This is a genomic window from Klebsiella sp. P1CD1 (assembly GCF_003790505.1).
Classification (GTDB): domain Bacteria; phylum Pseudomonadota; class Gammaproteobacteria; order Enterobacterales; family Enterobacteriaceae; genus Klebsiella; species Klebsiella variicola.
This window is the reverse complement of sequence record NZ_CP033631.1, coordinates 1,824,940-1,849,254: the sequence shown is the minus strand read 5'-3', so window position 1 is coordinate 1,849,254 and position 24,315 is coordinate 1,824,940. Positions and strand designations below refer to the sequence as shown.

Genomic DNA, 24,315 nt, shown 5'->3' with positions numbered 1-24,315 from the left:
AAATCCACACCAAGAATAAGCATATGACTTTCTAGGGAAGATAAAAATGATTATATATCAATGCCTCTTCAGTACACGAGCAATAAAATAACTTCGAAAATCGCTAGACACTAAAAATAAAGCGAGAATATAAACAAATGCACCTGCCAAAGCAAATAACACAAGGACTAATAAGTTGGCAATATCATTTACTGGATATATAATTGAAAGTGCATATAAAAATAGCACCATAAGAAAAGAAGACACAAAAATGGGACTAATTCGCTTGAAGAAATCGATAAAAGATACATCAATAATTTTAAATAAGCAAAACATTACTGGAAAGAAATTAAGACAATTTGCAATAAAATAACACATTGCAAATATCTTAATATCATATTGTACACCAATAATAAAAGAACTTACTTGTAAAAAAGTACCAAGAAAACCTAAACGCATTAAGACGTCTGTCTTAGCTTTAGCCATAAATACTGCACCTGTTGTACTCAAAACCGCTTGAATAATTGCCGTAGGTGCAAGCCAACGCAGAATCTCCGCAGTTAAAAACCATTGACTACCAAAAACTAAATATATAAATGGAGTGCTATAGAAAGCTAACCCACACATTAATGGTGTTGTCAACATCAAAATAATGAACACACAATTAAAATAGTTTTTCGAAATCACTGAATTATCATCTTGATGCCTGCTTAAAATTGGATATAAGGATCTATTGGCAACAAAAGTTAATGTCTGAATAGGAAATAACATAAGTCTGTAAGCAAGGTTATAACTACCTAATATTGCTGCAGACAAAAACTTACCTATTATAAAACTATCAGCATTTCTCGAAAAATAATTAATAAAATTAAAAAGAGATAAATTCGCACTAAATCCAAAAATACTTCGAAGTTCATCAAGGTTAATAAATCGTTTGAAATAAGGTCTCCACTTTGACGCACGCCAAAACTGAATTGCTGACATAAGATTAAGAATGATAGCTTGGCCAACCAAACTAAACACACCAAACCCCATATTTGCCATAGTAATTGCTACAATCACTGCAATAATAGAGGATGAGACTTCGATAAAAGATATTGTTTTAAAACGAGACTCTCTTTCAAGTAAGGCTAAGTGTGTTGCAGCGCAACTAGATAATGGAAAAGTAATACTTAATAAAATTAAAACTGGAAATAGTTTCACCTGTCCATAAAAAGATGAGACAAAAGGTGCTGAAACAGCTACGATAATAGCTAAAGCTAATCCCATAAAACTGTTAAGCCAGAAAACCGTATTTACTAAATCTTGACTTAAAGATTTTTTTTGGATAATAGCTGCAGAAGTACCTAAATCGCGTAACAAGATACCAAGATTTATAATAACCAGAGCCATGGCCATAATACCATATTCCGCGGGAGGTATTATTTTAGCTAAATAAATAACATTAATTAATTGGACAAGCATTTTAAAAAACTGGGAAAGCATATTCCATTGAGCGTTTTTTAATAAAGTCATATGCATGTCCCATCGAGTTTGAAAGGCTCAATAAAAAAAATATTATTCACACAGTATATAATGCACGTAAAGTTTGAATTTAGCATTTGGGATGTCTACCTTTACAAAAAACATCTACTACTGATAATGCAAGTTTAAAGTTTCTGGAAAAAAACAACTTAATTAAAGTCTTAATAAAATAATAATAATTGAAAAGGCTAGGATAGCATCTCGTAGAAATGGCTAAATCGAATAAGCGTTCTTTTCTCCTAAAAGGTGAATCTATTGATTCAGCGCGAGATAAAGAATGAGATAAATGCGAAGCTAATCCTATCGACACCCGCTTATTCTTGGATATATTTTTGAAAAAACTGGTATCTACACCATATAATGCATATCGCTCGTCAAAAACACGGTTATTAAGAACATTGATCTTTGCTAGTAGAGTATTGTTTATGACAACTCCAGAAGTTATAGATAATAGGTTAGGTAAATTATTAACATCCCCTTCAGTAATAACTGGCAAACCATTAGATATGGGATAATACTGTTCTCCACCCTTCGATATGATTTTAGGAACTACAATATCATATTTTGATTTTAAATAATTATCATTTAACATATCAATATAACTAGGATTTAACTCTGTGTCATCATCCAGTATAACATATGAAGAAACTTCAATTTCCGAAATAAAATTATTATAAATCTTACTCAAAGGAGAATTATTTAAATCGTTGACGATTTTCACAGATTTAAATTTGTGATATAAACTATTCACAAATTGCTCGTTAACAGCCAAATTGACGGGTCCGTTGTTATAAATAACTAATGAATTAAAATTAAAGTCAAAGTTAACCAACGATGTTAATGTTTTGGAGTCTATCAATTCTTTATCGTATAGCACTACTAGAATCGCAATATTATTCATGGTTATTCTTCTTTATATTAAATAGAGCAATTATATTTAAAGTTTTTTTAGCAATCTTTTTGATTATTCTAACGGAAAAATATTTTAATTTGAAAGAAAATACAAACAGCGAGGCCTTGATATAGAAACGAACTCCATATTGATGAGTGTTTTTGATACCTAAGTACTTTTGCAGAGATGGTGTAACCTTCAAGACAAAAGGTCCATCACCAATATTTTTAGACGCCCATCTAAAGCAAGGCTCGAACACATCGATAAAAACTACAGTCTTGTGCTTTTTAATTTCTAGAACGTCATCAAGATTTCGATGAACAAGATTGGTCTTATTAAGAACAATTAAATTTAGACTATTACTTCCAAATAAAAAATTAAGTGGTAGTGTTCCATTTATACAAGCTACTTTTGACGACAAATTCCATAGCAATAACTGCTGTGGTAGAGTCAAAACCTCAGGAGAAATTGATTCAAATCCTGCAGTATTGAAAGCAGCTTCTATGCCGTTCTCACCTATCTCTTTTTTATTAGCATCACTAAATTTAGAACGAGAAAGATAAAATGACTTACCTAAAAATTTATTTTTTTCCTGTTGAGTAGCATCGTTCAATACTTTATTTGAAATAACCTCAAAAATCTTCAAATAATTTTCATTATAATAATCCTCTGTTCGTGAATAGTCAGGAATTATTACGGCATTGAAGGATGTCGAAGATGTTATCCTTCGAACTTTTGATTCATCTATTCCTAATAGTTTAAAAAAAAGAATATAATTTGAGTCTATGGTTTGATCATGGCTAACATAAATAATATCCTCACCATTATATTGCTCAAGCAGATACCACATCCTACTTAAAAAATCCAGAAGAAAATGCCCCCAATGTTTGTAAAAAAATCCAAACCAAATTACATTTTTATTTTCATGCTTAACATCATCTGCATTAAAATCGTACTTTCCACCAAACGAAATCCAATTCATATATAATCCGGAACTATCTATGAATTTACCGTCTTGGTCTATAACACCTCCCACTCCCCAACTTTTAGGTTTGTAATCCTTCTTACAAGGGAGGACAATCGCCTTTTCATTAATAGAAAATCCTACTTGTTCTTTTAATTTCATATATTAACCACTATTATTATTGATAATTAATATGAATCTCGATCATGTTGAATCCAAGTACCATCAGCATTAATTTGATAAAGATATTTATTATAGTCAGTCTGAGAATAGTCTAAAAGAGTGACTGGTGATTTATATAATCCTTGCCACATTTTGGCCATGAAAATTTGATCGCGCTGAAGATAGATATCAAAAAGAAAAATATTAACAACACAAAAGAATAATATAAATAACTTCTTAAATGAGAGAATACTAAAATTCCCCTCGAGATAAACAACAAGAAATCGCGACACCAAAAAAAAGTTGCACAAGGCAATAAATCTACCAAAGCCAGTTATAGAGGAGGCAGAGAGAAAAATAGCCATAGAACATATCCCTGTAAACTCATCTATTTTAAATCTATGATTTCTATCAGTTACAAATGATAAAAGTAAAACCCCAAAAAAAACATAACCTAGAATTGATAAAAACATTGCATTGAAGTTGCTATTCTGCCGTGAATACATACCATCAACATATATAGAAGAATGGTCTGATATTCCCCAAAATGTTATACTAGATAAAACTAATGGTAGTATAGTTGTGCTTAAAAAGTAAAAAAAGATACAGACCGGAACAATTATTTTTTTACTTTTAAGTTTATAGAATCTATTTATAAAAATAACAGGTAAGAAAAACAGCATTGAAAAATGCATAAATACAGAGAACAGAATTAATAAAATACCGATCTTTCTGGAATCATAGAGGTAGTAAATTATTCCAGCCACCATCCATATCATGGCCATGCCATATCTGATTCCAGCCGCCCAGTTAAGGATATTTAACGTAGAGATAAAAACCACGTGGGCAAAAATAAATTTCTTATCATTTGTGCAATACACTTCTTTATTAATAACAACGCCAAATGCAGACAATGAAAAATAAACCATTAAAAAGGAGTAGAACGCAGGTATTAAGTAAAAGTCGACACCTATTTTTTTTGCTATGAATGCACTCAAATAGAATAATATATCATTCCCCGAACTAAACACACCAGATAATGAATACAGACTTTGGTATTGCAAAAATCTGAAATAAGAATCCGAAAATGGTGGATATCTGATCATAAAGAAAAAATAAAAAAGCGCCATTATTAAATAAACGCGATTATTATTTTTATTCGGCCTTAGAGCAAAAAAAGATGTAATAAATCCGGCTACGGGAAGAATAAACAACAATAAAAAAGACCAAAATGAAATAATAAACTTATTGTTCATATGAAAAGTCACCTGAAGAGATATAAATCCATTTACTTTATTATGATGTTTTTTTGCTTCTTGCTAGCGCAATTATTTTATCTAACCCGGAAATATTCTTCCTTAACCAATATTTTGAAATTTCCAGCGCCGTATTTACGGTTCCACATTTAAGAATATCGCTAATAGAAATAGTATCATTTCTATTGATTATATCGCGTAGGTATAATGACTTAAGCTGGTTAGTAGAAAGTTCTTTCTTGTGTTTGAAAATAAATTTTTGATATCCTTGATGTGCGTTACCACCTGTAGTAATACGTTTACGCTGTTCATTTACATTCATAATATAGGTAGCGTCATTTAACCTGTAACATGGTCCAAATTTTTTAATCATACGAAACCACATATCATAGTCTTGCCAAGCAGGAAATGTCTCATCGAACCCCCCCACATCCAAGAACATATTTCGATGAGCAAACACTTGATTACCTATTACATTTTTATAGCCCATATCTTCAAAGGTAATTTCTTCAGCGACACTATTATCACGCTTATAGAAGCGTCCATTGTGGAACATAAGTGCTGATGTTAGAAAATTTATTTGTTTCGCATGTGCAAAATCTATAAAAGCTTTTATCCTTTCAGGTGTAAACTCGTCGTCATCATCCAAACCTGTAACAAAATCACCTTTCGAATGTTGGAGACATCTATTACGGCTAAAACAGGCTCCACGAGCTTGTTCATTTTTTAAATAAATAATCGTCTTCCCAGAATTTCTTTCAATTAACTGATTAACTACCTCTTCAGTATTATCAGTAGATCCATCGTCACAAATTAAAATTTCGACATGTGGATATGTTTGTCTTAGTACAGATTCTACAGCTTTTTTTAGTAAATTAGCGCGATTATGAGTTGGGATATATACAGATACTAATGGTGTTCTCATAAATTCCTCATTAAACAATATTAATTAATAATTATAACACGAGGGTCAATATCACATTTATTATGATCTTGGACTTTATTTCTTATTGAATACCCTGCTTTCCTGTTAATAGATGAATCATTAATAGTATGCGTTATTAAAAAATACTTCCCGTTTCCTTTGTTATGTACAACACTACATTCTTCCATAATACAGTCTGGGCCTAATAATCCTAATTCAATCCCATCAAAAAACTGAAGATTATTTGTGGATTTGCACCGAAGCATTTTAACATTTCTACTAAATTTGGAGACTAATCCATGTGAGCCATTATTAGATGAAATACACTCTACAAAAAAATTACCACCGCCTTGTGATATAAAGCCAGTTCTACGATTATTTTCAGAAATGCAGTTTGATATCAAAATATTTGATGGAATGTGAACTTGCTCGCCACTTCCAAAAACATTCTGCAAATCAAAACCATCATACCCCTGTCCAGATGCATAACAATTTGAAATTTTTATATTTTTGCAGCAGCAATTAGTATTTGTCCAACTTCTTTTAACATATTGAGCTGTCTTAAATCCAGATTCTCCATTATCAATAAATTTACAATTATCAATCACTACATTTTCAGAACCACTCAAAAAAAGACCGTTATTTCGGCACTGATAAAAGATGGAATTACTAATTTTGTGTCCATAACCACGTGCAAATTCGAAATCATTTATCCTATTCTTGTAACCCCACAATATAGGGTCTCTTGTGCCATTTAATATGGCACAACCTCCCATATGAGCTCCTCCTTTTATTTTACAGGAATCAATAATAACATTTTTGAAGCCAGCAATAATAATATTGCCATAGTCCGTAGTTACGTTTTTTATTATTACACCATCTAGAGCATAACCGTTAGAACTTCTAAATACGAGAGCGCATCCAATTTTTTGATCTAAAAAATCTCGGTTGATTCTTTGCGACTCGTTATCAAATGGCATTCTTCCGTAGCCTAATGTTCCTTCACGCTGTATACTCCAGTCTTGAGTATAGGTAATAGTGTACGGTTTTGATGCTGCCTTTAATAATCCGCCTACCCATTCACTACCAGCACCGTCAATAACCTCAAGAAAATTACCATTACTGATAATTGTCGCTCCGGTTGCATTGACTTTAATCGTGCCTACTATACTAATAGTCTGCTTACAAAGATATTTAGCTGATTCTTTAAAACGAACTTTTTTTTTCATCAGAATACTTACTCTAAGGCAATCAGCCAGAGCAGCACTATCATCGATTAAGCCATTTCCTTTTGCACCAAAATCCTCGGGATATAAGTACGTTCGATCTTCAACAGAAAACTCCGCAGACCAAACAAGATTTTTAAATAAAGCTTCACTCACAATTAAGTTGGCTGCCAATGCTTTTAATAAAAACCTTTTTTTAAGATCCATACAGAATTCCTGTAGCATATATATAAAAAAATTGATGTTATACCTTATTACCCATCTCTAAATATAATTTAGAGTAATGTTCTGACATAATTCTCATATCATAATATAAATCAAAGCATTGTTTGGCATTTTGTGATAACATGGCGCGATTTGGAGTATTATAATATTTATCAAAGGATTGAATTAATTCCTCTTTGTTTTCTAACTCATAAATAAATCCAGAGCGTCCATTATCACTTTTATAGACCTCCATATGAGGGTCTATATTCGAGCAAATATACGCTTTCCCTAAACTTAGCGCTTCTAATAAAGCTAGAGGCATTCCTTCGGCTCTGGATGCTGAAACGAAGCAATCAAAATCAATAACCGTCTGTGCTGGTTCAGATATCTTCCCATAATATTTAATTTTGTTATCATTATATTTTAATGATAATGCCTCCAAAAGGTCACCACCACCAATGATATTAAGCTTTGCATTTTTATTTACGCTCCACTTGGAAAAGGCCAGGAGCAATTCTTCAACATTCTTTCGTGCTGTAATACTTCCCAAGTAATAAAAGTTTATAGTACCACTATCTACATTAACATTTTTTGTTGAATAGGCCGAAGGAGGAACTCCGTTTGGTATAGCAATCACCTTCCCAAAGTTTAATTTATTTGTACAATAATCTCTCACTGAAATAGAACAAGCAACCTTTACCATACTCCTAATGGCAATTTTTTGTAAAATATACAGACCACCGCCAACAATCCTTCCTCTTCTAAATACTGAATCTATATCAGGATAGTTATGAATTGTAGTAATTTTTTTAGCAGTAGAACATGCTGTAAAAGAAAATAAATCTGCAATTATTGTATGCGAGTGAATAATATCATAATTTCCCATCTTAATTTGTTTGATAAAATTCAATATTTTTGACCGCGGGAAAATTTTAACAGAGGCAAAATCTTCAAACTGATGAATTAACTCACCGCTACCCAAAGCGGCAACATTAATATCGAATGTTTTTTTATCTAATCCTTTGATTAAACTAAGACACATATTAACTGGCCCGGCGTTTGACAAGTCAGGCAATATATAAAGCACTTTTATACGTGACAAGAAAACCTCTCAATCTGATAGTATATAGTTAAGTTTAGCAAAATATTTTCAGCTGAAAATTTACATGTCAGAATATATTTATTATATTTTATAAAACATTAAGATACTAAAGGAGTTTAATGGATCATTTTATCCAAAATTTTTTGTGCATACTAAATCTCTGAATCACACTATACGGAATATGTTTATAACGCTGTCCCAGTTTGTACCCTAAAATTTTCATAAAGTTATTTATGAATGCGACAGGTATCCAATGTGGATAATGTTCGGCCAAGAATTTTAGTTCAGAAAGAATGAATTTTTTCCCTTCTCCCCCAGCACCACCGAAGTTATGACGTATCCATGGTTCACATTCATGGAAAACTCCAATATCAAAATAACGTTTAAATTCCTCTATTGCTGAATAATTATGTGAATGTCGGACTTTGGCATCCGCGACATATGCTATCTTATGGCCGCGGAGCAATGCTTTGCCAGCAAAAAACATGTCTTCACAAAGAATTGTATTCGATGGAAAACCACCAATTTCTTCAAATACTGATAATCGATATGCCGAAAATGAATTAGACATAAAAACAGCTTTCAGTCCCATTTCTTTGACTGTTTCTCTACTGGCAATATAACTCTCAGCAGGATAATTATAATACCTTGCGTGCTTAGCTAATGGGTTGGCATTATTATGAGGCAGTTGGCGCCCATATGCACATGCGACTCCAGGGTTGTCAAATACAGAGATAATATTCTCAATAAATCCAGCTTCAGGTATTGCATCTTGTGTGAGGAAGATAACTACATCATATTTTTTAGCAAAGTTCGATACTGCAAGATTCCTTGTTCCACCATGGTTAAATTGATGCCCTCCAATAGTTACGATATTAAAACCTGCTTCTCTTGCAATTGAAACTGTTTCATCCTTACTTGAGGAATCGATGACATGGATAAAAACATCTGAGGAGATATTTTTCTTAATTGCATCTACTACTTCCTTCCAAACACTACCACCATTATAGGTTGGTATAGCAATGTAGTAATTCATACTAAACACTCTGTTGTGACATTAAATAGACCATCAATATGCACCATCTCTCTTCAATACGACAGTTGTAGTTTTGAAGAGTATTGCAATATCATTCCACATCGACCAATTTTTAACATACCATGCATCTAAATAGACCCGAGTATCGTAATCTACATCACTACGCCCACTAACTTGCCAAAGGCCTGTCATTCCTGGTTTACTAAGTAAATAATATGCTACTTCATCATTATAGCGTTCTAATTCTGCAGTAATAATTGGGCGAGGTCCTACCAAGCTCATTTCACCTTTAAGTACATTGAAGAGCTGTGGTAACTCATCAAGACTTGTTCTTCTTAATAGTTGTCCTATCTTTGTAATGCGAGGATCATTCTTTAATTTGAACGTCATTTCCCATTCATGACGGGCTGAATCATCGGTGGCCAATAAGTTTTCAAGCACTTCCTTGGAATTTACAACCATTGATCTGAACTTCAAACATTTAAACGGTTTCCCATTCTTCCCAACTCTCTCATGTCCATATATTGCAGGTCCACCGTCCTTTTTTACTTTATAACTAATGTATATTAACAATGGAGATAAAATGAATATAATTCCTAGAGATCCAACAACATCAAAGAGCCTTTTGATTATTCTTGATGACCATTTTGCAAGATTGTGCTGAACACGAAAAATCATTACTTCATGACTAAATATGAAAGACATATCTGTACTGTCTAGTGGAACACCTCTTAAAGTAGGTATAACCGAAACATATCTATAGCCTTTAATCATGAACTCACGTAACCAATTGTTGCGAGTCTCACTTTCTGTTGATTCAACCGCAACAATAAATTGTGTTCGCCTATCAATGGACTCCAGCCAATCCTTGCTAGCTTTGATTACCTCAATACCATTAATAACATCTGTTCCATGAGTATTGTTTGACGCACTCCCACTATCGATAAAGCCAACAATTTTCAAGCCTAAATTCCGCTCGCTATATATAGCTTTATAAGCTTCGATTGCATTTTTCCCATTGCCAATTATCCATGTATCCCGCAACCAGAATCCTATTTTATTTAGACACCATTTAGTCCCCATTCTGGCTAACGGTACTAAGAAAACAGCCAAAAGCCAAGTTAATAGCCAAACATAGCGAGAAAAATACCATTTCGCAAAAGCCATCACCGCCATTTCAATAACAGCGAAAATAATTAATGTTCTTAAAATTTCTTTTAGTTCATACCAAAATGTTTTTCGATAAAAATAATGCCTAAGCCTTATACCATACCAAGCGACACAACACACTCCAAGAAGTAAATGTAACAAAATCCAAGTATCAAGTTGTTCACCCGGAACTCTAGTTTCAAAATCAGTCATTGATACAGCTAAAAGACCAACAGCTAAATATAATGAAAGCACAAAACTAATAAAATCAGACACAACTAAGGCAATAGTGCAGCCTATATTCTTCGCTAAATGCGTCATAATTTCCTCTGCCTATTGAAGACAAGTTAAATTACTATTCTTCTAATATATCTCAAAAATGGCCCTTAAAAAGAGCCAAATTTGTATTATTTTTTATCCTCGTAGGAGTAGCCATAATGGCTATATCCGTAGCCATAATAGCTGCTGGCTTTCTTTACAATACCATTCAGAATACATCCTTTGATTGTGATACCGCTTTGTTCAAAGCGTTTCACACTTACCATTAACTCTTTAGGCGTATTGATTTCAAACCTAGCGACAAGAAGAGTCGTACCTGCATATCTGCCAATAATAGCCGCATCGGTCACGGCCAAAATAGGTGGCGTGTCAATAATTACCAAATCATATTCATTGCTTACTTTTTTCAAAAGGGTTTCAAATCGTGGATGCATTAACAATTCTGCAGGATTAGGCGGAACCGCACCACGTCCAATATAATCAAAGCCCCCTTCTTTAACATGCTTTAAAGAATTATCGAGAGTGGCTTGTCCAGAAAGAATGTCTGACAGACCATGCTCATTGTTACCGCCAAACATTTTATGCACATACCCTTTTCTCAGATCTGCGTCGATAAAAAGTACTTTCTTTCCTGTTAATGCGATTGTTGCAGCCAAATTTGTACTGATGAATGTCTTACCAGCATTTGGACTAGCGCCAGAAATCATAAGTATATTATTTTTGGCTTCCATCATTGCAAAATGAAGGCTAGTCCGTAACCCCCTGATCGCTTCAACGGCTAAATCTGCAGGATTTTCTACTGCTAGTAAAATATCAGACTCTTTTCTGTTAATTTTATTTTTCGCTAAGTTTTTACTTAGCCATTCAGAAACAGGTACACTAGCGTAAACATTTATTCCCATTTCTTCTAATTGTTCTGGCGATTCAATACCGCGTCTTAATAGAATTCTTAATAAAACCATCCCAACTGAAAACAATAAGCCAAAGATAAATCCGACCACAACAATTAGTGGTTTGTTGGGTTTAATTGGTTTTGGTTCACTAACTGCATTATCAATTATTCTCACATTACCTATTGCGCTAGATTTTGCTATATTCAACTCTTGTTGTCGATTAAGTAATTGAAGATACACAGCTCTTCCAGATTCAACATCACGACTAAGCCTAAGCACCTCTTGCTGTGTCGATGGCATCGAACTTACTTTTTTATTTAACTTTGTTTTTTCATTTTGGAGTGTTTGCCTTTTTTCCATTAATGCTTTATAAGTTGGATGCTCTTTAGTGTAGAGTTGTGATATTTCAGCTTCTCTGAATGTGATCTCATTAAGCTGGTTATCCACATTAACAATTTGATCTAATACTGACTTTGCTTCCATTGTCAAATCGACTGAATCACGTTGCTTACGATAAGCATTTAACTTATCCTCAGCTTGATCTAAATCATTTCGGACTTTAGGTAATTGTTCGTTTAAAAAATCTAAACTTTTCGCATCTTGAGCAGCTTGACGCTCCACATTTTGTGCTAAATAATTTTGGCTAATACTATCTAAAATTTTTGTAATTTGCTGTGGATTGTCACCAGTCATTGTCAGCGTTAGCATGCCAGTGTCTTTTCCTTGATCAGCAACTCCAAATGAATTTTGTAGCATATTCATTGCTTTTAGACGCGTCAGGTAGTTAATACTAAATTTACTACCAGGCTCAGCCTCAATCGCTGTAACTAAAATCGACATTCCATTCTTTTCGACCAATTCTCCTACCTTGGCATTAAAATCAAATCCATCCGCTTCTATTGAGTAATTATCTTTATCAATTACAGTTAAGATTACCTCAGGATTTTCACCACTTTTATTATCAGGCAAGTACAGATCTTTTACCTCAATTGCACCCAATTTATTTCCCATTATTCTAGCTAAGCCTCTCCCAATTACAGGGAAAAACTTCTGTTTTATCTGGGTTTGCAATCCTAAATCATCTACTGTTTTACCTAGAATCATTCTAGATTGTAACAGAGTGATTTCTGGTGCAGACTGCGGTTGGCTATCAGGTAATATTTGGCTTAAATTACTTAAAATTGTATTACCCTGTTTTTGTTCAACTTGTACCAATGCATTTGCCTGATAGATTGGCGTAGCTAACAGAGCATAAAATACCGCGATTACCGTAAACCCTGTAGTTATCGCAACTATTAACTTGCGATGATCAATCAATTCACCAATTAAACGGCCTAAATCGATGTCATCGGAATCTACGGGAGAAGGCTTATTATTCATTACTGATGTCATACCTTATATCCTGATGTTATCTACCTAATTTTGCGACCCAACTTTTACAGCTTTGGTCAATTAATTGATATACTAACTCAAATGCTTCATCACTTTTACGATAGGGATCAGGAATCTCTCTTTCACCTATCCAATGGCCTAGCAACATTACTTTCCCACGTGCTTCCGGTGCGATATGAGTTACTTTTTCTATATGCGCCTTCTCCATCACAAGTATTAAATCATATTTTCGGGCCATCGAAGATGTGAATTGTTTACCCTGATGATTGTTCAGTGAAAGATTATGCGTAGCTGCTATCCTTATTGCGGAATCATCCGCAGGATAATCTACTAAAGCCCCTACACCAGCAGAGTCAACAGTTTTGTTTTGTAGATACTTTTGTAATAAGCGCTCACCTATTGGTGAACGACATATATTCCCGGTACATATTACAAGTATAGAGTTAAACATTAATTAGGCCATCTCTTAATATAACGAACTGTTTCTGTCATATCATGTACACCTGTTATAGTTGGTACTAATTGAGAGATTACTCGATTCCAGCGTACCAAAGGTGCTGTAGTGACATAAACGATGTCATATGGTTGCAATTGGAATTCTGTTCCTAGAACCATTGCTGATGCGTCTTGTGCATTTAATTGATATATATCAGCAATTTTCCCCTGCTTATTGGATTTCAATTGACGTATAACAAATATCCCTGTTGCATCGCTCATTTCCTGAGATACCCCTTCAGCATTCCCTAAAGCCTCAGCTAGGGTCATACCACTTCGATCCATCTTCATTGTGGTTTGTTTACCAACTTCACCCATCACAAAAACTTTAAGATCATCATTACGAGGAACAAAAAGGATGTCTCCTGGATAGAGCATATGGTTTTGCGTTAAGTCGCCCTTTTGCATTAATGCATATAATGAGATTTTAGTATCTTTACCATTATGGGTTAGAACAACATTACGCCAGTCTGCATTTTCAGCTAAACCACCTGCTGCATTAATAGCATCCATGACAGTAAGAGGAATGTTTGTAATCGGTTGTTGTCCTGATTTAGCAACTTCCCCAGTCACATAAGCTTTTTGCGAGCGGAATGCAGCAATACTTACGTCTACCTGTGGACTTTCGATATATGTTGTCAAACGGCTGGCTATATCCTGGCGTACCTGGCTAAGCGTTTTTCCCGCCACCTGTACTTTACCGATATAAGGATAGAAAATGGTACCGTCGGAGTTAACCCAGTTGCCGGTGTCGCTGGCGCTACGGTATTGACCTGCAGGCGTTGTCAATTCCGGGTGATCCCATACCGTAACCATCAGTACGTCACCTACCCCAATGCGATATTCGTAACTACGTAGTAAATTATCCAACTGTGGGTTTGGACGAGCGAGCACAGTCTCCGGACGGAGTTGCTCGATCAGGCCCGGCGTCATCGGATAAACGTTTACCAGTTTATCCAAATCGTAATCGCTGTCCGGAAGCTCCACTACGTTCTTCCGCAGACTATTTAATCCCTGACCAGGGATAATTGTACAACCCGATAAAAACCCAATAGCCAACGCTAATGCCGAAAATCTAACAAGTTTTTTCTTCATAATGTCACATCATCAGTAAATCAAAATTTGCCAATTCCTGAGCAGCTGTCATAGCCGTTGCTTCCCTGCCGGCCTATGGAGAGATAAAAGCTGACTGCGTCCTGCAGCGCTACCACCCTCTCTCCCCTGTTTTCAGCATTCAGCCTTATAAACTAAACGGTATCTCTATCCCTGCACTGGCCCCAACGTCATCGCTGTCGCTGTTGTTAGCGTTGGTATACCACAGTGAAGTATTCAAACGGACAGACTGATAAACATCCCCGCTCCAGCCCAGCTGTACTCCTTTCAAAGTATCTGCATGAGGGAATGCTTTGTTGATCGACTGATCCTCCGGGTTAACTTTGGCGTATACCAGACGCGTGCTCCAGCGCTGGTTATCCTCCGTAATAAGCTCAACTTTTCCTGCGATAAGCTGGCCATCACCACCCATTGCGTCACCAAGGGGATATCCCTGCTGATAGTAGCCATCCTTATAGATATGATGGGTATAACTGTAATTGGTCCGGCTCATATTGGTGCGCGTATCATGTGCTTCCAGGTACCAGTTTACAGCATCTTTTCCCCAGCCGTGGTGCCCTTCGACCCCACCGAGGAACATATTTGCCGATGGCAGGTAACCAGATTCATCCTCACCGATCATCTGTCCGTAGAAACTGACCGGCCAGCCGAGAGTTGGCTCCAGTTTAAACTTAAAGTCAAAGCCGGCCAGCTGGTTCCCCGGCTCGTTATCCGTTCCGGTATTGTCTTTCCCTGTAAAGCCATCCCAGAAGCTACTAAGTGATTGCGGGCGCCCTTCCCCGCCCCACTGCATAATGCGCGACGCGCCTAATTCTAAAGACTGGAACGGTGTGAAAGTGAAACGACCGCCGATAATTTTGGCATGGGGTACCGCGGTATATTGATTCATCTGACTGGCGGAGATCTGGTACTGCCATGGACCTACCCAGCGCAGCCACCAGGTTTCCGGCGCCGCCTGCTCTGCCCGCTGCATCAGGAAGCCGGTCATCGGCCGCATCGCGTCCCCGCGGATCAGGCTCCCTTCATACCCGGGTCCCCACCACTGCGGTACCTGACCAAAAGAGAGCCACTGGTTCCAGAACTTCACCGCACCGTAGGCGCCGTTGGCGTTGAAGCGCGAGCCGTTGCTGATCCGCTCGCCCCCTTCGACATTGCCCTGGAGATGTACATCCCACCACTCGCCGCTGTTGTTAAACGCCAGGCCTAACGAGTTATCTGCCGGCTGCGTCTGGCCAAACCCCTGCGGGGTGCCAGGCTGGTCGGTTGAGGTGTAGCCGGTGACCCTGAAATCGGCTTTTAAAGCAGACAGTCGCTGGTTGATACGGGCCAGCACTACTTGCTCAGAAGAATAGGACGGTTTAGCTTTTTTTAGCGCCCGGGCGATCTCGTCCTGGCTCAGCGGCCAGGTCGACAGGCTCAGATGGATGACCCCGCGATCGGAAAGCCAGGCAAGGTCGTTTCGCAGATCGTTATCATTTACTACTAACCCGGCCGCGTAAGCCTGGGCTCCCAGTGAGGAAAGCAAGCCCAATGTCACGGCAATGCGCGCAATTTTTATCATTGTACAAGATCCATTTTCAGCCCCGCTGTCGTATCTCAATGAGAATGAGGGGAATACTAAGATAGAAAGCGCTCGCGGCACCAGCTGACTTCACTGTGCAACACCGGCGAGGCAAGTACAGTTACCCTAAGCTGCTCGTAATCCTTATCACATCCACCCAGCTCACAATGTAGGCGAATTTTACCGTACAGGCTATCGATGAGACGGGAAAGTTGGTTTAAAGGCGATATCAGCAGCCGCGCCTGACCGCTTTATGAGGATATCTGATGAGCATGATAGATATCTTATGGCGGTAATCACCCAAAGTGCATCGATTTTTATAGCCTTTCAGAGAAGGTATTTTGTGCAGCAGCACGTGGTTTCAGCGACGCTACCGCCCCTGGCTTAACAGCTACCAGCGCACTGACTACCTGAACGGCGTATTTAATCGGCCTGTGGGTGATAAATTGGTCAGGCCTTTATTTTTTGCGGCGTTAAGTCTACGGGATTTCGGTCACAATTGGGAGTCTTGATGCCGAATATCTGCCAATTAATCCCATCCGCTGTTTTATTGGCGGAAAATAAGCGGCTCGCCAATAAAGATTATTTATTGCTCTCAACTATCAAACATCTGCCTGGGGCCGTCAGGCTGACCTACTCACAGATAACCCTTTGTAAAAAAAGATCTTTTCCATCATGCTTATGTCATTTCAAAATCAGATGATGACGCGACAGTCAACTACAATTTCTAATAGTTTCTCGATGCAGGATTATTCATCCAACGTGGAACAGGTGCTTTCTGAACGCATTTAAGAAACGTCTGACCATGGCTATATCCACGCAAATTGACAATTACAATGTAGTAGCACTGCATTATTTCATAAATATGAATTATCAATTGACTGGCATATAGTAGATTATTTTCTTATTTGTCTAATTAACCGGCGAAAACTTAATTTCCCCTGTAAAACAAATGGCAATTACCAGGCCTGCTTATGCAGATCGGTACGCGTAAAGGGTTTATCCAGCGGCCCTACTGCGGTGGCAATTTGCCCCAGCAGGGACTGAGTCGGCGCTTTATTGCCGCTATGCAACAGGATAAGCGGGACCATCACCAGGCACGCGACGCCGCCCCAGGAAATACTCAGGCTTTCCGAATGGGTGGTACGTTTTTGTAGCAACAGGAACAAAGCGCTACCAGCAGCGCCGAGCAGCAGGCCAGCGATCACTTCCGAGACGGAATGCGCATGGATGACCAGCCGTGAATAACCCACCACAGCGGCCAGAATATAGCCGGTGGCGACGGCTGCTTTTTGCAAGCCCGCGGAAAAACGCGCGCTAAGCAGCCACAGGAAGATAGGCCAGAAGGCCGCGGAAAGCGCTGAGTGGCCGCTGAAGCCGGTGTAATCCAGCTCGCGAATACCCAGACCCCAGCCCATAAAGGCCAGTTTGGAGGCGCAGACGATGGCGCCGGTGATGCCGAACAGCAAACTCCACTGCCACGCCAGCAACCGCGACGTTTTACGCAGCATCAGGACAATAAACAGCGCCGCTGCGCTGGGCAGCAAAACGGTGCTATCGCCAAAAAATGAGATGAGTTGCCAGTTCATATACCTGTGATCCTTCGATGATGTCCACTGCCGTGCTCAGGGATTATCCGTAATGTCTGTACCAGCTCGCATGCCAATTCATTTCACATTTTTATGCATGCAAGTGAGATGTTTAAAGCGGAAACATGATCGCAGTCAAGTTTTATTTTTGGCTGACGTTGACCGCTTTCCCTGCGCTTTAGGAATTGTCGCACTAAGTGACTATTCACAAAGCATTATTGCCGCTACTCCGACCATTGCACCACAGAGGCCAGAGACAAACTACCAGAAGTCTCCGAAGCCATACGTTTCTTTACAATCGTTATAACATTCACGTTATGAATAATTTCTGCATAACGTTATGAGCGGCGTGGCGAAAGCCTTTGCCCTGCCGCTCATCTTCACACCAGCTGTCAGGCCAGCAGTTTTTTAATGCTTTCGCGGAATTTGGCGCCTTCTTTCAGGTTACGCATTCCGTAGGTGACGAAGGCCTGCATGTAGCCCATTTTCTTACCGCAGTCATAGCTTTCGCCGGTCATCAGCATCGCGTCAACGGACTGCTTCTTCGCCAGTTCGGCAATGGCATCCGTTAGCTGGATACGGCCCCAGGCGCCCGGCTCGGTACGCTCCAGCTCAGCCCAGATATCTGCCGACAGCACGTAGCGGCCCACCGCCATCAGGTCGGAGTCCAGGGTCTGCGGTTCGTCCGGTTTTTCAATGAACTCGACGATACGCGCCACCTGCCCTTCGGCTACCATTGGCTCTTTGGTCTGGATAACGGAGTATTCGGAGAGATCGCCCGGCATGCGTTTCGCCAGCACCTGACTGCGGCCGGTCTCGTTAAAGCGGGCGACCATGGCGGCGAGGTTATAGCGCAGCGGGTCCGCAGTGCCGCCGTCGAGAATGATATCCGGCAGCACCACCACAAACGGGTTATCCCCGACTACCGGGCGGGCGCAGAGGATGGAGTGGCCCAGACCCAGCGGCTGTGCCTGGCGCACGTTCATGATGGTTACGCCCGGCGGGCAAATGGCCTGGACTTCCGCCAGCAGCTGGCGCTTCACGCGCTGCTCAAGCAGGGCTTCCAGCTCGTAGGAGGTATCAAAGTGGTTTTCCACCGCATTCTTCGAGGAGTGCGTCACCAGGACAATCTCTTTGATCCCGGCGGCGACGATTTCGTCAACAATGTACTGAATCATTGGCTTATCAACGATCGGCAGCATCTCCTTTGGAATTGCCTTTGTGGCCGGCAGCATATGCATGCCTAGTCCTGCGACCGGAATAACCGCTTTCAAATTCGCCATATTCATCTTCACCTGTTTGGTTGCAAAACACGCAGTTTTGCAAAATTGTACATGTCACAAATCCATTGGAACTGATAATACACGGATACTGCCCGGGCATCTGCCCGCCAAATTCTTAAATTCACTGTCACCTTAAAGAATACACACAACTTCCTTTTACCAACAGTTTGAAGTGAGAATAATCTTATTCTCCATCAGGATATTCAGCGGCCCGCTTCCCTGCACAGCGCGATGCCGCCGCGAGGCCCGTATATCGCGGCCTTTGGTACGCAGACCCTGCCAGCTGCAGGCTGCGGCGCCCATGTGTGCGGAAAGAATAGATATAGATAATTAATTTCGCCAGGCAATATATTTCAGCACAAACAGCCAGATATGGCAGGATAATAACCGTAAACCACGGCAGATAACTGCGATCGGCGCTATTCTGCGCTCACTTCATGATGTGAATTATGCCGATTTTGTGAGCGGGCTTCGCACTTCACCCGGGGATGAGGAAGGGTGCCTACCGTGGCGAACGACGGGACTGCCCTCGCTTTTGCGCCGGGCAAAACGCAGTGGGTTATGGTTCTGATATCAGCAAGCTTATTCCAGCGCGTTCCGCCATATTGTTATTTTTCCGCTGATCTTTTCTGGAACATAATTCTTTTCCGTTCTCTTAATTTGCTGGAAATATATCCACCCCTGGCGGAGTGATATCCGCGTCGTTATTGCATTTTAGACTCATCTTATCCATGATCGTGGTAACACATACCGCAGTCGTACAGGTTTTAATACATATGGAATGGATTGCCGATCCGTCAATCTGGGCAGGTCTCGTCACGCTGGTGGTTATCGAACTGGTGTTGGGTATCGATAACCTGGTTTTCATCGCTATCCTCGCCGAAAAGCTGCCGCCCGCCCAGCGCGACCGCGCTCGTATCACCGGTCTGCTGCTGGCGATGATCATGCGTCTGCTGCTGCTGGCCTCTATCTCCTGGCTGGTGACCCTGACCAAACCGCTGATTGTTTTTCACGACTTCAGCTTCAGCGCCCGCGATTTAATTATGCTGTTCGGCGGCTTATTCCTGCTGTTTAAAGCCACCGTCGAACTCAACGAACGGCTGGAGGGGAAGGACAGCGATAATCCCACCCAGCGCAGAGGGGCGAAATTCTGGGCCGTGGTGGCGCAGATCGTGGTGCTCGACGCCATCTTTTCGCTCGACTCGGTGATCACTGCCGTCGGCATGGTCGACCACCTGGCGGTGATGATGGCCGCGGTGATCATCGCCATCAGCCTGATGCTGATGGCCAGCAAGGCCCTGACGCGCTTCGTTAACAGCCACCCGACCATTGTCATCCTCTGTCTGAGCTTCCTGCTGATGATCGGCTTCAGCCTGATTGCTGAAGGCTTCAGCTTTATTATCCCGAAAGGTTATCTGTACGCGGCAATTGGCTTCTCGGTCATGATTGAAGCCCTTAACCAGCTGGCGCTGTTTAACCGCCGTCGCTTCCTGTCGGCCAATATGACGCTGCGTCAGCGCACCACCGAGGCGGTGATGAACCTGCTGAGCGGCCAGAAGGAAAAAGCTGAACTGGATGCTGACACGGCGTCGCTGGTGGCCGATCAGGACCATCATCCTTTGTTTAATCCGCAGGAAAGGTTGATGATTGAGCGGGTGCTGAACCTTAATCAGCGCAGCGTCAGCAGTATTATGACGTCACGCCATGATATCGAGCGCATCAACCTCAGCGCGCCGGAGGAAGAGATCCGCAACCTGGTGGAGAAAAATCAGCACACCCGGCTGGTGGTGACCGGCGGGAAAGATAATGAAGACCTGCTGGGGGTGGTTCATGTTATTGACCTGCTCCAGCAGTCCCTGCGCCAGGAGCCGCTGGATCTACAGGTGCTGGTCCGCCAGCCGTTGGTCTTTCCGGAGGGGTTACCGCTCCTCTCCGCGCTTGAGCAGTTCCGTCAGGCCCGCACCCACTTCGCCTTTGTGGTCGATGAGTTTGGTTCCGTCGAGGGGATTGTGACCCTGAGCGACGTGATGGAGACTATCGCCGGTAATCTGCCTAACGAGGTGGAGGAGATCGACGCCCGGCATGATATTCAGCATCATCAGGACGGTTCGTGGACGGTTAACGGCCATATGCCGCTGGAGGATCTGGTGCAGTACGTTCCGCTGCCGCTGGATGATAAACGTGAGTACCACACCGTCGCCGGTCTGCTGATGGAGTATCTGCAGCATGTGCCGCAGGTGGGAGAAACCATTGAGATTGATGGCTATACCCTGCGCACGCTGCAGGTCGACAGCCATCGGGTGCAGAAGGTGCAGATCGTCCCGCCGGCAAAGCAGGATGAGCTGGATTATGAGGTGTAATCGTCAGGCATAAAACTGGCCCGGGGTATCCCGGGCGGTGGGATGGATAATCAAACCCATGCCTGATGGCGCTGCGCTTATCAGGCCTACATGGATGGCGACGCAAACCGGGTATTACCCCCACCGCACAACCCAGGCCGGGTCAGGCGTAGCCGCCACCCGGCATCAACGGGGCTCCACACTTTGACGACATTCTTTCATCACGGGGAATTGATGCTCTACAGCAGCCACATTGCCTGATGGCGCTTCGCTTATCAGGCCTACGGGATGGCGACATAAACCGGGGAATAACCCCAGCGCACAACCCAGGCCGGGTCAGGCGCAGCCGCCACCCGGCATCAACATAACATCATCCTCTGACGACAATCTCACAGCCCGGAAGGCCCGGGCCGCGGGGGTGGAGATTACAGCTTATCGAGCAGCTTTTTGGCGTCTTTGCTCTCTTTGCTGCCTTTATTACGCTCAACCCAGTCGTTGAGGCGCTGCTTCGCTTCATCCTGTAGCTGTTTGCGCAGGATCTGATCGACCTGCAGGCTGTAGCTCAGCGACTGCCAGTCGCCGTAGATGCGCAGCGGGATGGCGGTCTGTTTCAGGCGGTCGATAAGTTTGCCCTCCCCTTTCCAGCCGCCGAGCACGCGCACGTTAAAGCGCATATCGCAGTTCTCTTTCTGCAGATCAAGCTGACCTTCGCCGGTCATCGCCATCACGTCGGACTGCCCCTGCAGGCGGTTCAGCGTCACCACCCCGTTATCCAGCGTCAGCTGGCTGCTCACGGAATCCAGGCGGGTGGCATTGTCGTAATTCTCCTGCGCCCGCACGTTGGTGCTGCGCTCCACAGCCTGCTGCACCAGCTGCTGGAAATTCAGCCCCTCGGTACGGGTATCGGCCATCTGCAGCTGGGCCTGCCCCTGCCAGTGACGGCGGAAATCATCCGCGTCAATGCGCGTTCCGGAAAACTCGCCGGTCAGCGACAGCTTGCCGGTCAGGTTTAATGAATAGTTAAAGGCTTTGATCAGCGAACCGATCTCCACATTCTGCAGCGCCGGCTGGAACGCCGCCTGCGGCGTGTCGCCACGGGCATCCAGAGTGCCGGGGAGAGAGAGCTGCCCGCCGTCGAGGTTGCCCTGCATTTTGCTGACCGTCAGCAGCCCCTGCTGGTTGCTGATTTCGCTCTGCACCTGGGTGAAGTTCAGGCCGCGCCACTGCAACTGGTCGGCGCTCAGGGCCATCCGGCCGTTAAAGCCGCGCAGGCTCTGGTAATCTTCGCGCTCATCGCTGTCGGCGATCACCGGACGCAGCGGTCGCGTCTGGCTCTGGCCCTGCTGGCTGGCGCTGCTGTCGGTCGCTGGCGAGGAGGGCGCCAGCAGGCTGTCGAGATTCAGGGTGGTCGCGTGGAGATCCAGCGACCAGTCCGGGCGATCCCCCAGCACCACGCTGCCGTTGCCGGTAAGGGTGCTGCCGCTGGCCATCAGATTCAGGTTGTCAAAGCGCAGGGTTTTGCCATCTTCCTGCCAGCTGGCCTGCAGGCTGCCCTGGCCATTAATGCCATCAGGAGGCAGCTCGGCGCCGCGCAGCTGCCAGCTTAGCTGGCTAAAGTCGGCTTTTAAGGAGTGGGGATAGTCGCCGCCCTGCACGGTAGCGGAGAAGCTCAGCGCCAGGTCGCGCTGGTCGCGGTTGATCCGGCCGGAGAAGTCGACGGTGGCCCGGTGATTCTCATCCTGCTCCATTTGCAGGCGGATATCACGCACAGTGACCTGCTCGCCGTTCTCATGCTGGAAGAAGAGCACGCTGTCGGCCACCTGCAGCTGGCGCACGTCGTAGGACCACCCGCGGTCCTCCGGAGCCTGCGGCAGGGTGTTGTCATGCGGCACCACCGGCGCAGCGCTATCGCGAACCGCCTCGGTTTTCGGGGTCAGCTGGATCACCGCGCCCTTGAGCATCACCTGCTTCACCTGCAGCTGGTGCGACAGCAACGGCAGCAGCGCCACGTCGAGGCGCATGTTGTCGGCGCGGATCACCGGCTCTTCGGCGCCCCGGGCGGTCAGCGTCATGCGTCCGCTGAGAATGCTGAGCTGCGGCCAGACGTGCCAGCGCAGCGGGCCATCGAGTTCAAGCTGATAACCGCTGCGCTCTGCCACCTCATGCACCATATAGGCGCGAAAATCGTTGGGATTGACCAGCAATACCAACGAGGTAAGCCCGGCGACAATGACCGCCAGCAGGATCATCAGCGTTGTCAGTATTCGTCTCATGGCACCCTCAGCAACACCCCGTTGACGTTATCAATCCTTGTCGATTCGGCTCGCCACCGCGCCCTGCTGGTCGCGATATTTGGCGTCTTCACGGCGGTTATACGGCCGGGCCGCCGGGCCCGATAATGGCTCAAAGCTCAGCGCGCCGATAGGCATTCCCGGGCGCAGCGCCAGCGGCAGTTTGCCGGAGTTGTAGAACTCAAGCACGATGCAGCCGGACCAGCCCGGGTCGATGCGGTGCGCGGTAACGTGCACCATCAGCCCCAGCCGCGCCAGTGAGGAGCGTCCGTCCAGCCAGCCCACCAGATCGGCAGGCAGGGTGACTGACTCATAGGTCACCGCCAGCGCCAGTTCGCCCGGATGCAGGAAAAAGGCCTCCCCTTCCGGCAGGACAATCTCTTCGCTCATCACGCGGTCCAGCGCGGCGCTGACCTCGGCCTTCGGACCGCTTAAATCGATAAACGGCGCCGTGTGGCCGCGGAAGGTGCGGAATTTATTACCCAGCCGTACATCAACCGTCGCGCCATTAATACGCTCAACGGGTGGGCGCGGATTGATGGCGAGTCGCCCTTCATCCAACCAGGCTTCGATATCTCGGTCACACAGACGCATGGGCTTTCTCCTTATAAGGCTGCTTCCCGCACGCTTCGCGGCGGAGAGGGCAACAGGGCTACTC

The 24,315-nt window shown here is 43.0% G+C and carries 17 protein-coding genes and 3 pseudogenes; 2 read left to right on the top strand and 18 right to left on the bottom strand.

The window, feature by feature from the left end; genetic code table 11:
* Positions 1-57 precede the first annotated feature (57 nt).
* The 14 genes and pseudogenes from DTA24_RS09315 to DTA24_RS09255 form a co-directional block, all read right to left on the bottom strand.
* On the bottom strand, positions 58-1,494 hold the full coding sequence (locus DTA24_RS09315; protein WP_123836745.1) for a lipopolysaccharide biosynthesis protein: 1,437 nt from the start codon (positions 1,492-1,494) through the stop codon (positions 58-60).
* Between the two features lie 79 nt (positions 1,495-1,573).
* Positions 1,574-2,404 carry a hypothetical protein gene (locus tag DTA24_RS09310; RefSeq protein ID WP_071983251.1) on the bottom strand — a complete coding sequence of 277 codons (831 nt, stop codon included), beginning with the start codon at positions 2,402-2,404 and terminating at the stop codon, positions 1,574-1,576.
* Complete coding sequence (locus DTA24_RS09305; RefSeq protein ID WP_162493307.1) at positions 2,397-3,377, bottom strand: glycosyltransferase 61 family protein; 981 nt, start codon at positions 3,375-3,377, stop codon at positions 2,397-2,399. The genes DTA24_RS09310 and DTA24_RS09305 overlap by 8 nt, the downstream gene beginning before the upstream one ends.
* Before the next feature lie 170 nt (positions 3,378-3,547).
* On the bottom strand, positions 3,548-4,777 hold the full coding sequence (locus tag DTA24_RS09300) for an EpsG family protein (RefSeq protein ID WP_039104134.1): 1,230 nt from the start codon (positions 4,775-4,777) through the stop codon (positions 3,548-3,550).
* A gap of 40 nt (positions 4,778-4,817) precedes the next feature.
* Positions 4,818-5,099 carry a hypothetical protein gene (locus DTA24_RS28765; RefSeq protein ID WP_223350488.1) on the bottom strand — a complete coding sequence of 94 codons (282 nt, stop codon included), beginning with the start codon at positions 5,097-5,099 and terminating at the stop codon, positions 4,818-4,820.
* Between the two features lie 48 nt (positions 5,100-5,147).
* Positions 5,148-5,702, bottom strand: a pseudogene (locus tag DTA24_RS28760) (glycosyltransferase family 2 protein); the annotation flags it as partial.
* Between the two features lie 20 nt (positions 5,703-5,722).
* Positions 5,723-7,135: a right-handed parallel beta-helix repeat-containing protein gene (locus DTA24_RS09290; RefSeq protein ID WP_071983250.1), complete on the bottom strand. Its 1,413-nt coding sequence runs from the start codon at positions 7,133-7,135 to the stop codon at positions 5,723-5,725.
* A gap of 37 nt (positions 7,136-7,172) precedes the next feature.
* Positions 7,173-8,237: a glycosyltransferase family 4 protein gene (locus DTA24_RS09285; RefSeq protein ID WP_123836743.1), complete on the bottom strand. Its 1,065-nt coding sequence runs from the start codon at positions 8,235-8,237 to the stop codon at positions 7,173-7,175.
* 124 nt (positions 8,238-8,361) lie between these two features.
* Positions 8,362-9,273 (bottom strand): glycosyltransferase family 2 protein, encoded by a 912-nt coding sequence (locus DTA24_RS09280; RefSeq protein ID WP_071983247.1) that lies wholly within the window; start codon positions 9,271-9,273, stop codon positions 8,362-8,364.
* Positions 9,274-9,306: 33 nt separating this feature from the next.
* The gene (gene wbaP / locus DTA24_RS09275) at positions 9,307-10,743 is read right to left on the bottom strand and encodes an undecaprenyl-phosphate galactose phosphotransferase WbaP (RefSeq protein ID WP_039102361.1); all 1,437 of its coding nucleotides are present in this window, start codon (positions 10,741-10,743) and stop codon (positions 9,307-9,309) included.
* 86 nt (positions 10,744-10,829) lie between these two features.
* A complete protein-coding gene (locus tag DTA24_RS09270) occupies positions 10,830-12,986 on the bottom strand; it encodes a polysaccharide biosynthesis tyrosine autokinase (protein WP_039102362.1) in 2,157 nt (718 codons plus the stop codon).
* 16 nt (positions 12,987-13,002) lie between these two features.
* Positions 13,003-13,437 (bottom strand): protein-tyrosine-phosphatase, encoded by a 435-nt coding sequence (locus tag DTA24_RS09265; protein WP_042047318.1) that lies wholly within the window; start codon positions 13,435-13,437, stop codon positions 13,003-13,005.
* On the bottom strand, positions 13,437-14,576 hold the full coding sequence (locus tag DTA24_RS09260) for a polysaccharide export protein (protein ID WP_014343315.1): 1,140 nt from the start codon (positions 14,574-14,576) through the stop codon (positions 13,437-13,439). The genes DTA24_RS09265 and DTA24_RS09260 overlap by 1 nt, the downstream gene beginning before the upstream one ends.
* Positions 14,577-14,721: 145 nt before the next feature.
* The gene (locus DTA24_RS09255) at positions 14,722-16,155 is read right to left on the bottom strand and encodes a capsule assembly Wzi family protein (RefSeq protein ID WP_039102363.1); all 1,434 of its coding nucleotides are present in this window, start codon (positions 16,153-16,155) and stop codon (positions 14,722-14,724) included.
* A 286-nt stretch (positions 16,156-16,441) separates the two neighbouring features.
* Between DTA24_RS09255 and DTA24_RS29065 the strand changes: the two are divergent.
* Positions 16,442-16,569, top strand: a pseudogene (locus DTA24_RS29065) (hypothetical protein).
* Between the two features lie 545 nt (positions 16,570-17,114).
* On the opposite strand, the gene DTA24_RS09250 reads toward DTA24_RS29065, so the two are convergent.
* Entirely contained in the window at positions 17,115-17,744 is a 630-nt protein-coding gene (locus DTA24_RS09250; protein WP_023322980.1) for a phosphatase PAP2 family protein, read from the bottom strand.
* 315 nt (positions 17,745-18,059) lie between these two features.
* Positions 18,060-19,033 (bottom strand): annotated as a pseudogene (galF, locus tag DTA24_RS09245) (GalU regulator GalF).
* A gap of 770 nt (positions 19,034-19,803) precedes the next feature.
* Here galF and DTA24_RS09240 point away from each other — a divergent pair.
* Positions 19,804-21,387: a TerC family protein gene (locus tag DTA24_RS09240; RefSeq protein ID WP_039102364.1), complete on the top strand. Its 1,584-nt coding sequence runs from the start codon at positions 19,804-19,806 to the stop codon at positions 21,385-21,387.
* Positions 21,388-21,791: 404 nt separating this feature from the next.
* On the opposite strand, the gene asmA is transcribed toward DTA24_RS09240, so the two are convergent.
* Together asmA and dcd are read right to left on the bottom strand one after the other, a co-directional pair.
* Positions 21,792-23,639: an outer membrane assembly protein AsmA gene (gene asmA, locus DTA24_RS09235; RefSeq protein WP_023322981.1), complete on the bottom strand. Its 1,848-nt coding sequence runs from the start codon at positions 23,637-23,639 to the stop codon at positions 21,792-21,794.
* Between the two features lie 30 nt (positions 23,640-23,669).
* The gene (gene dcd / locus DTA24_RS09230; protein ID WP_004151145.1) at positions 23,670-24,251 is read right to left on the bottom strand and encodes a dCTP deaminase; all 582 of its coding nucleotides are present in this window, start codon (positions 24,249-24,251) and stop codon (positions 23,670-23,672) included.
* Between the last annotated feature and the right edge of the window lie 64 nt (positions 24,252-24,315).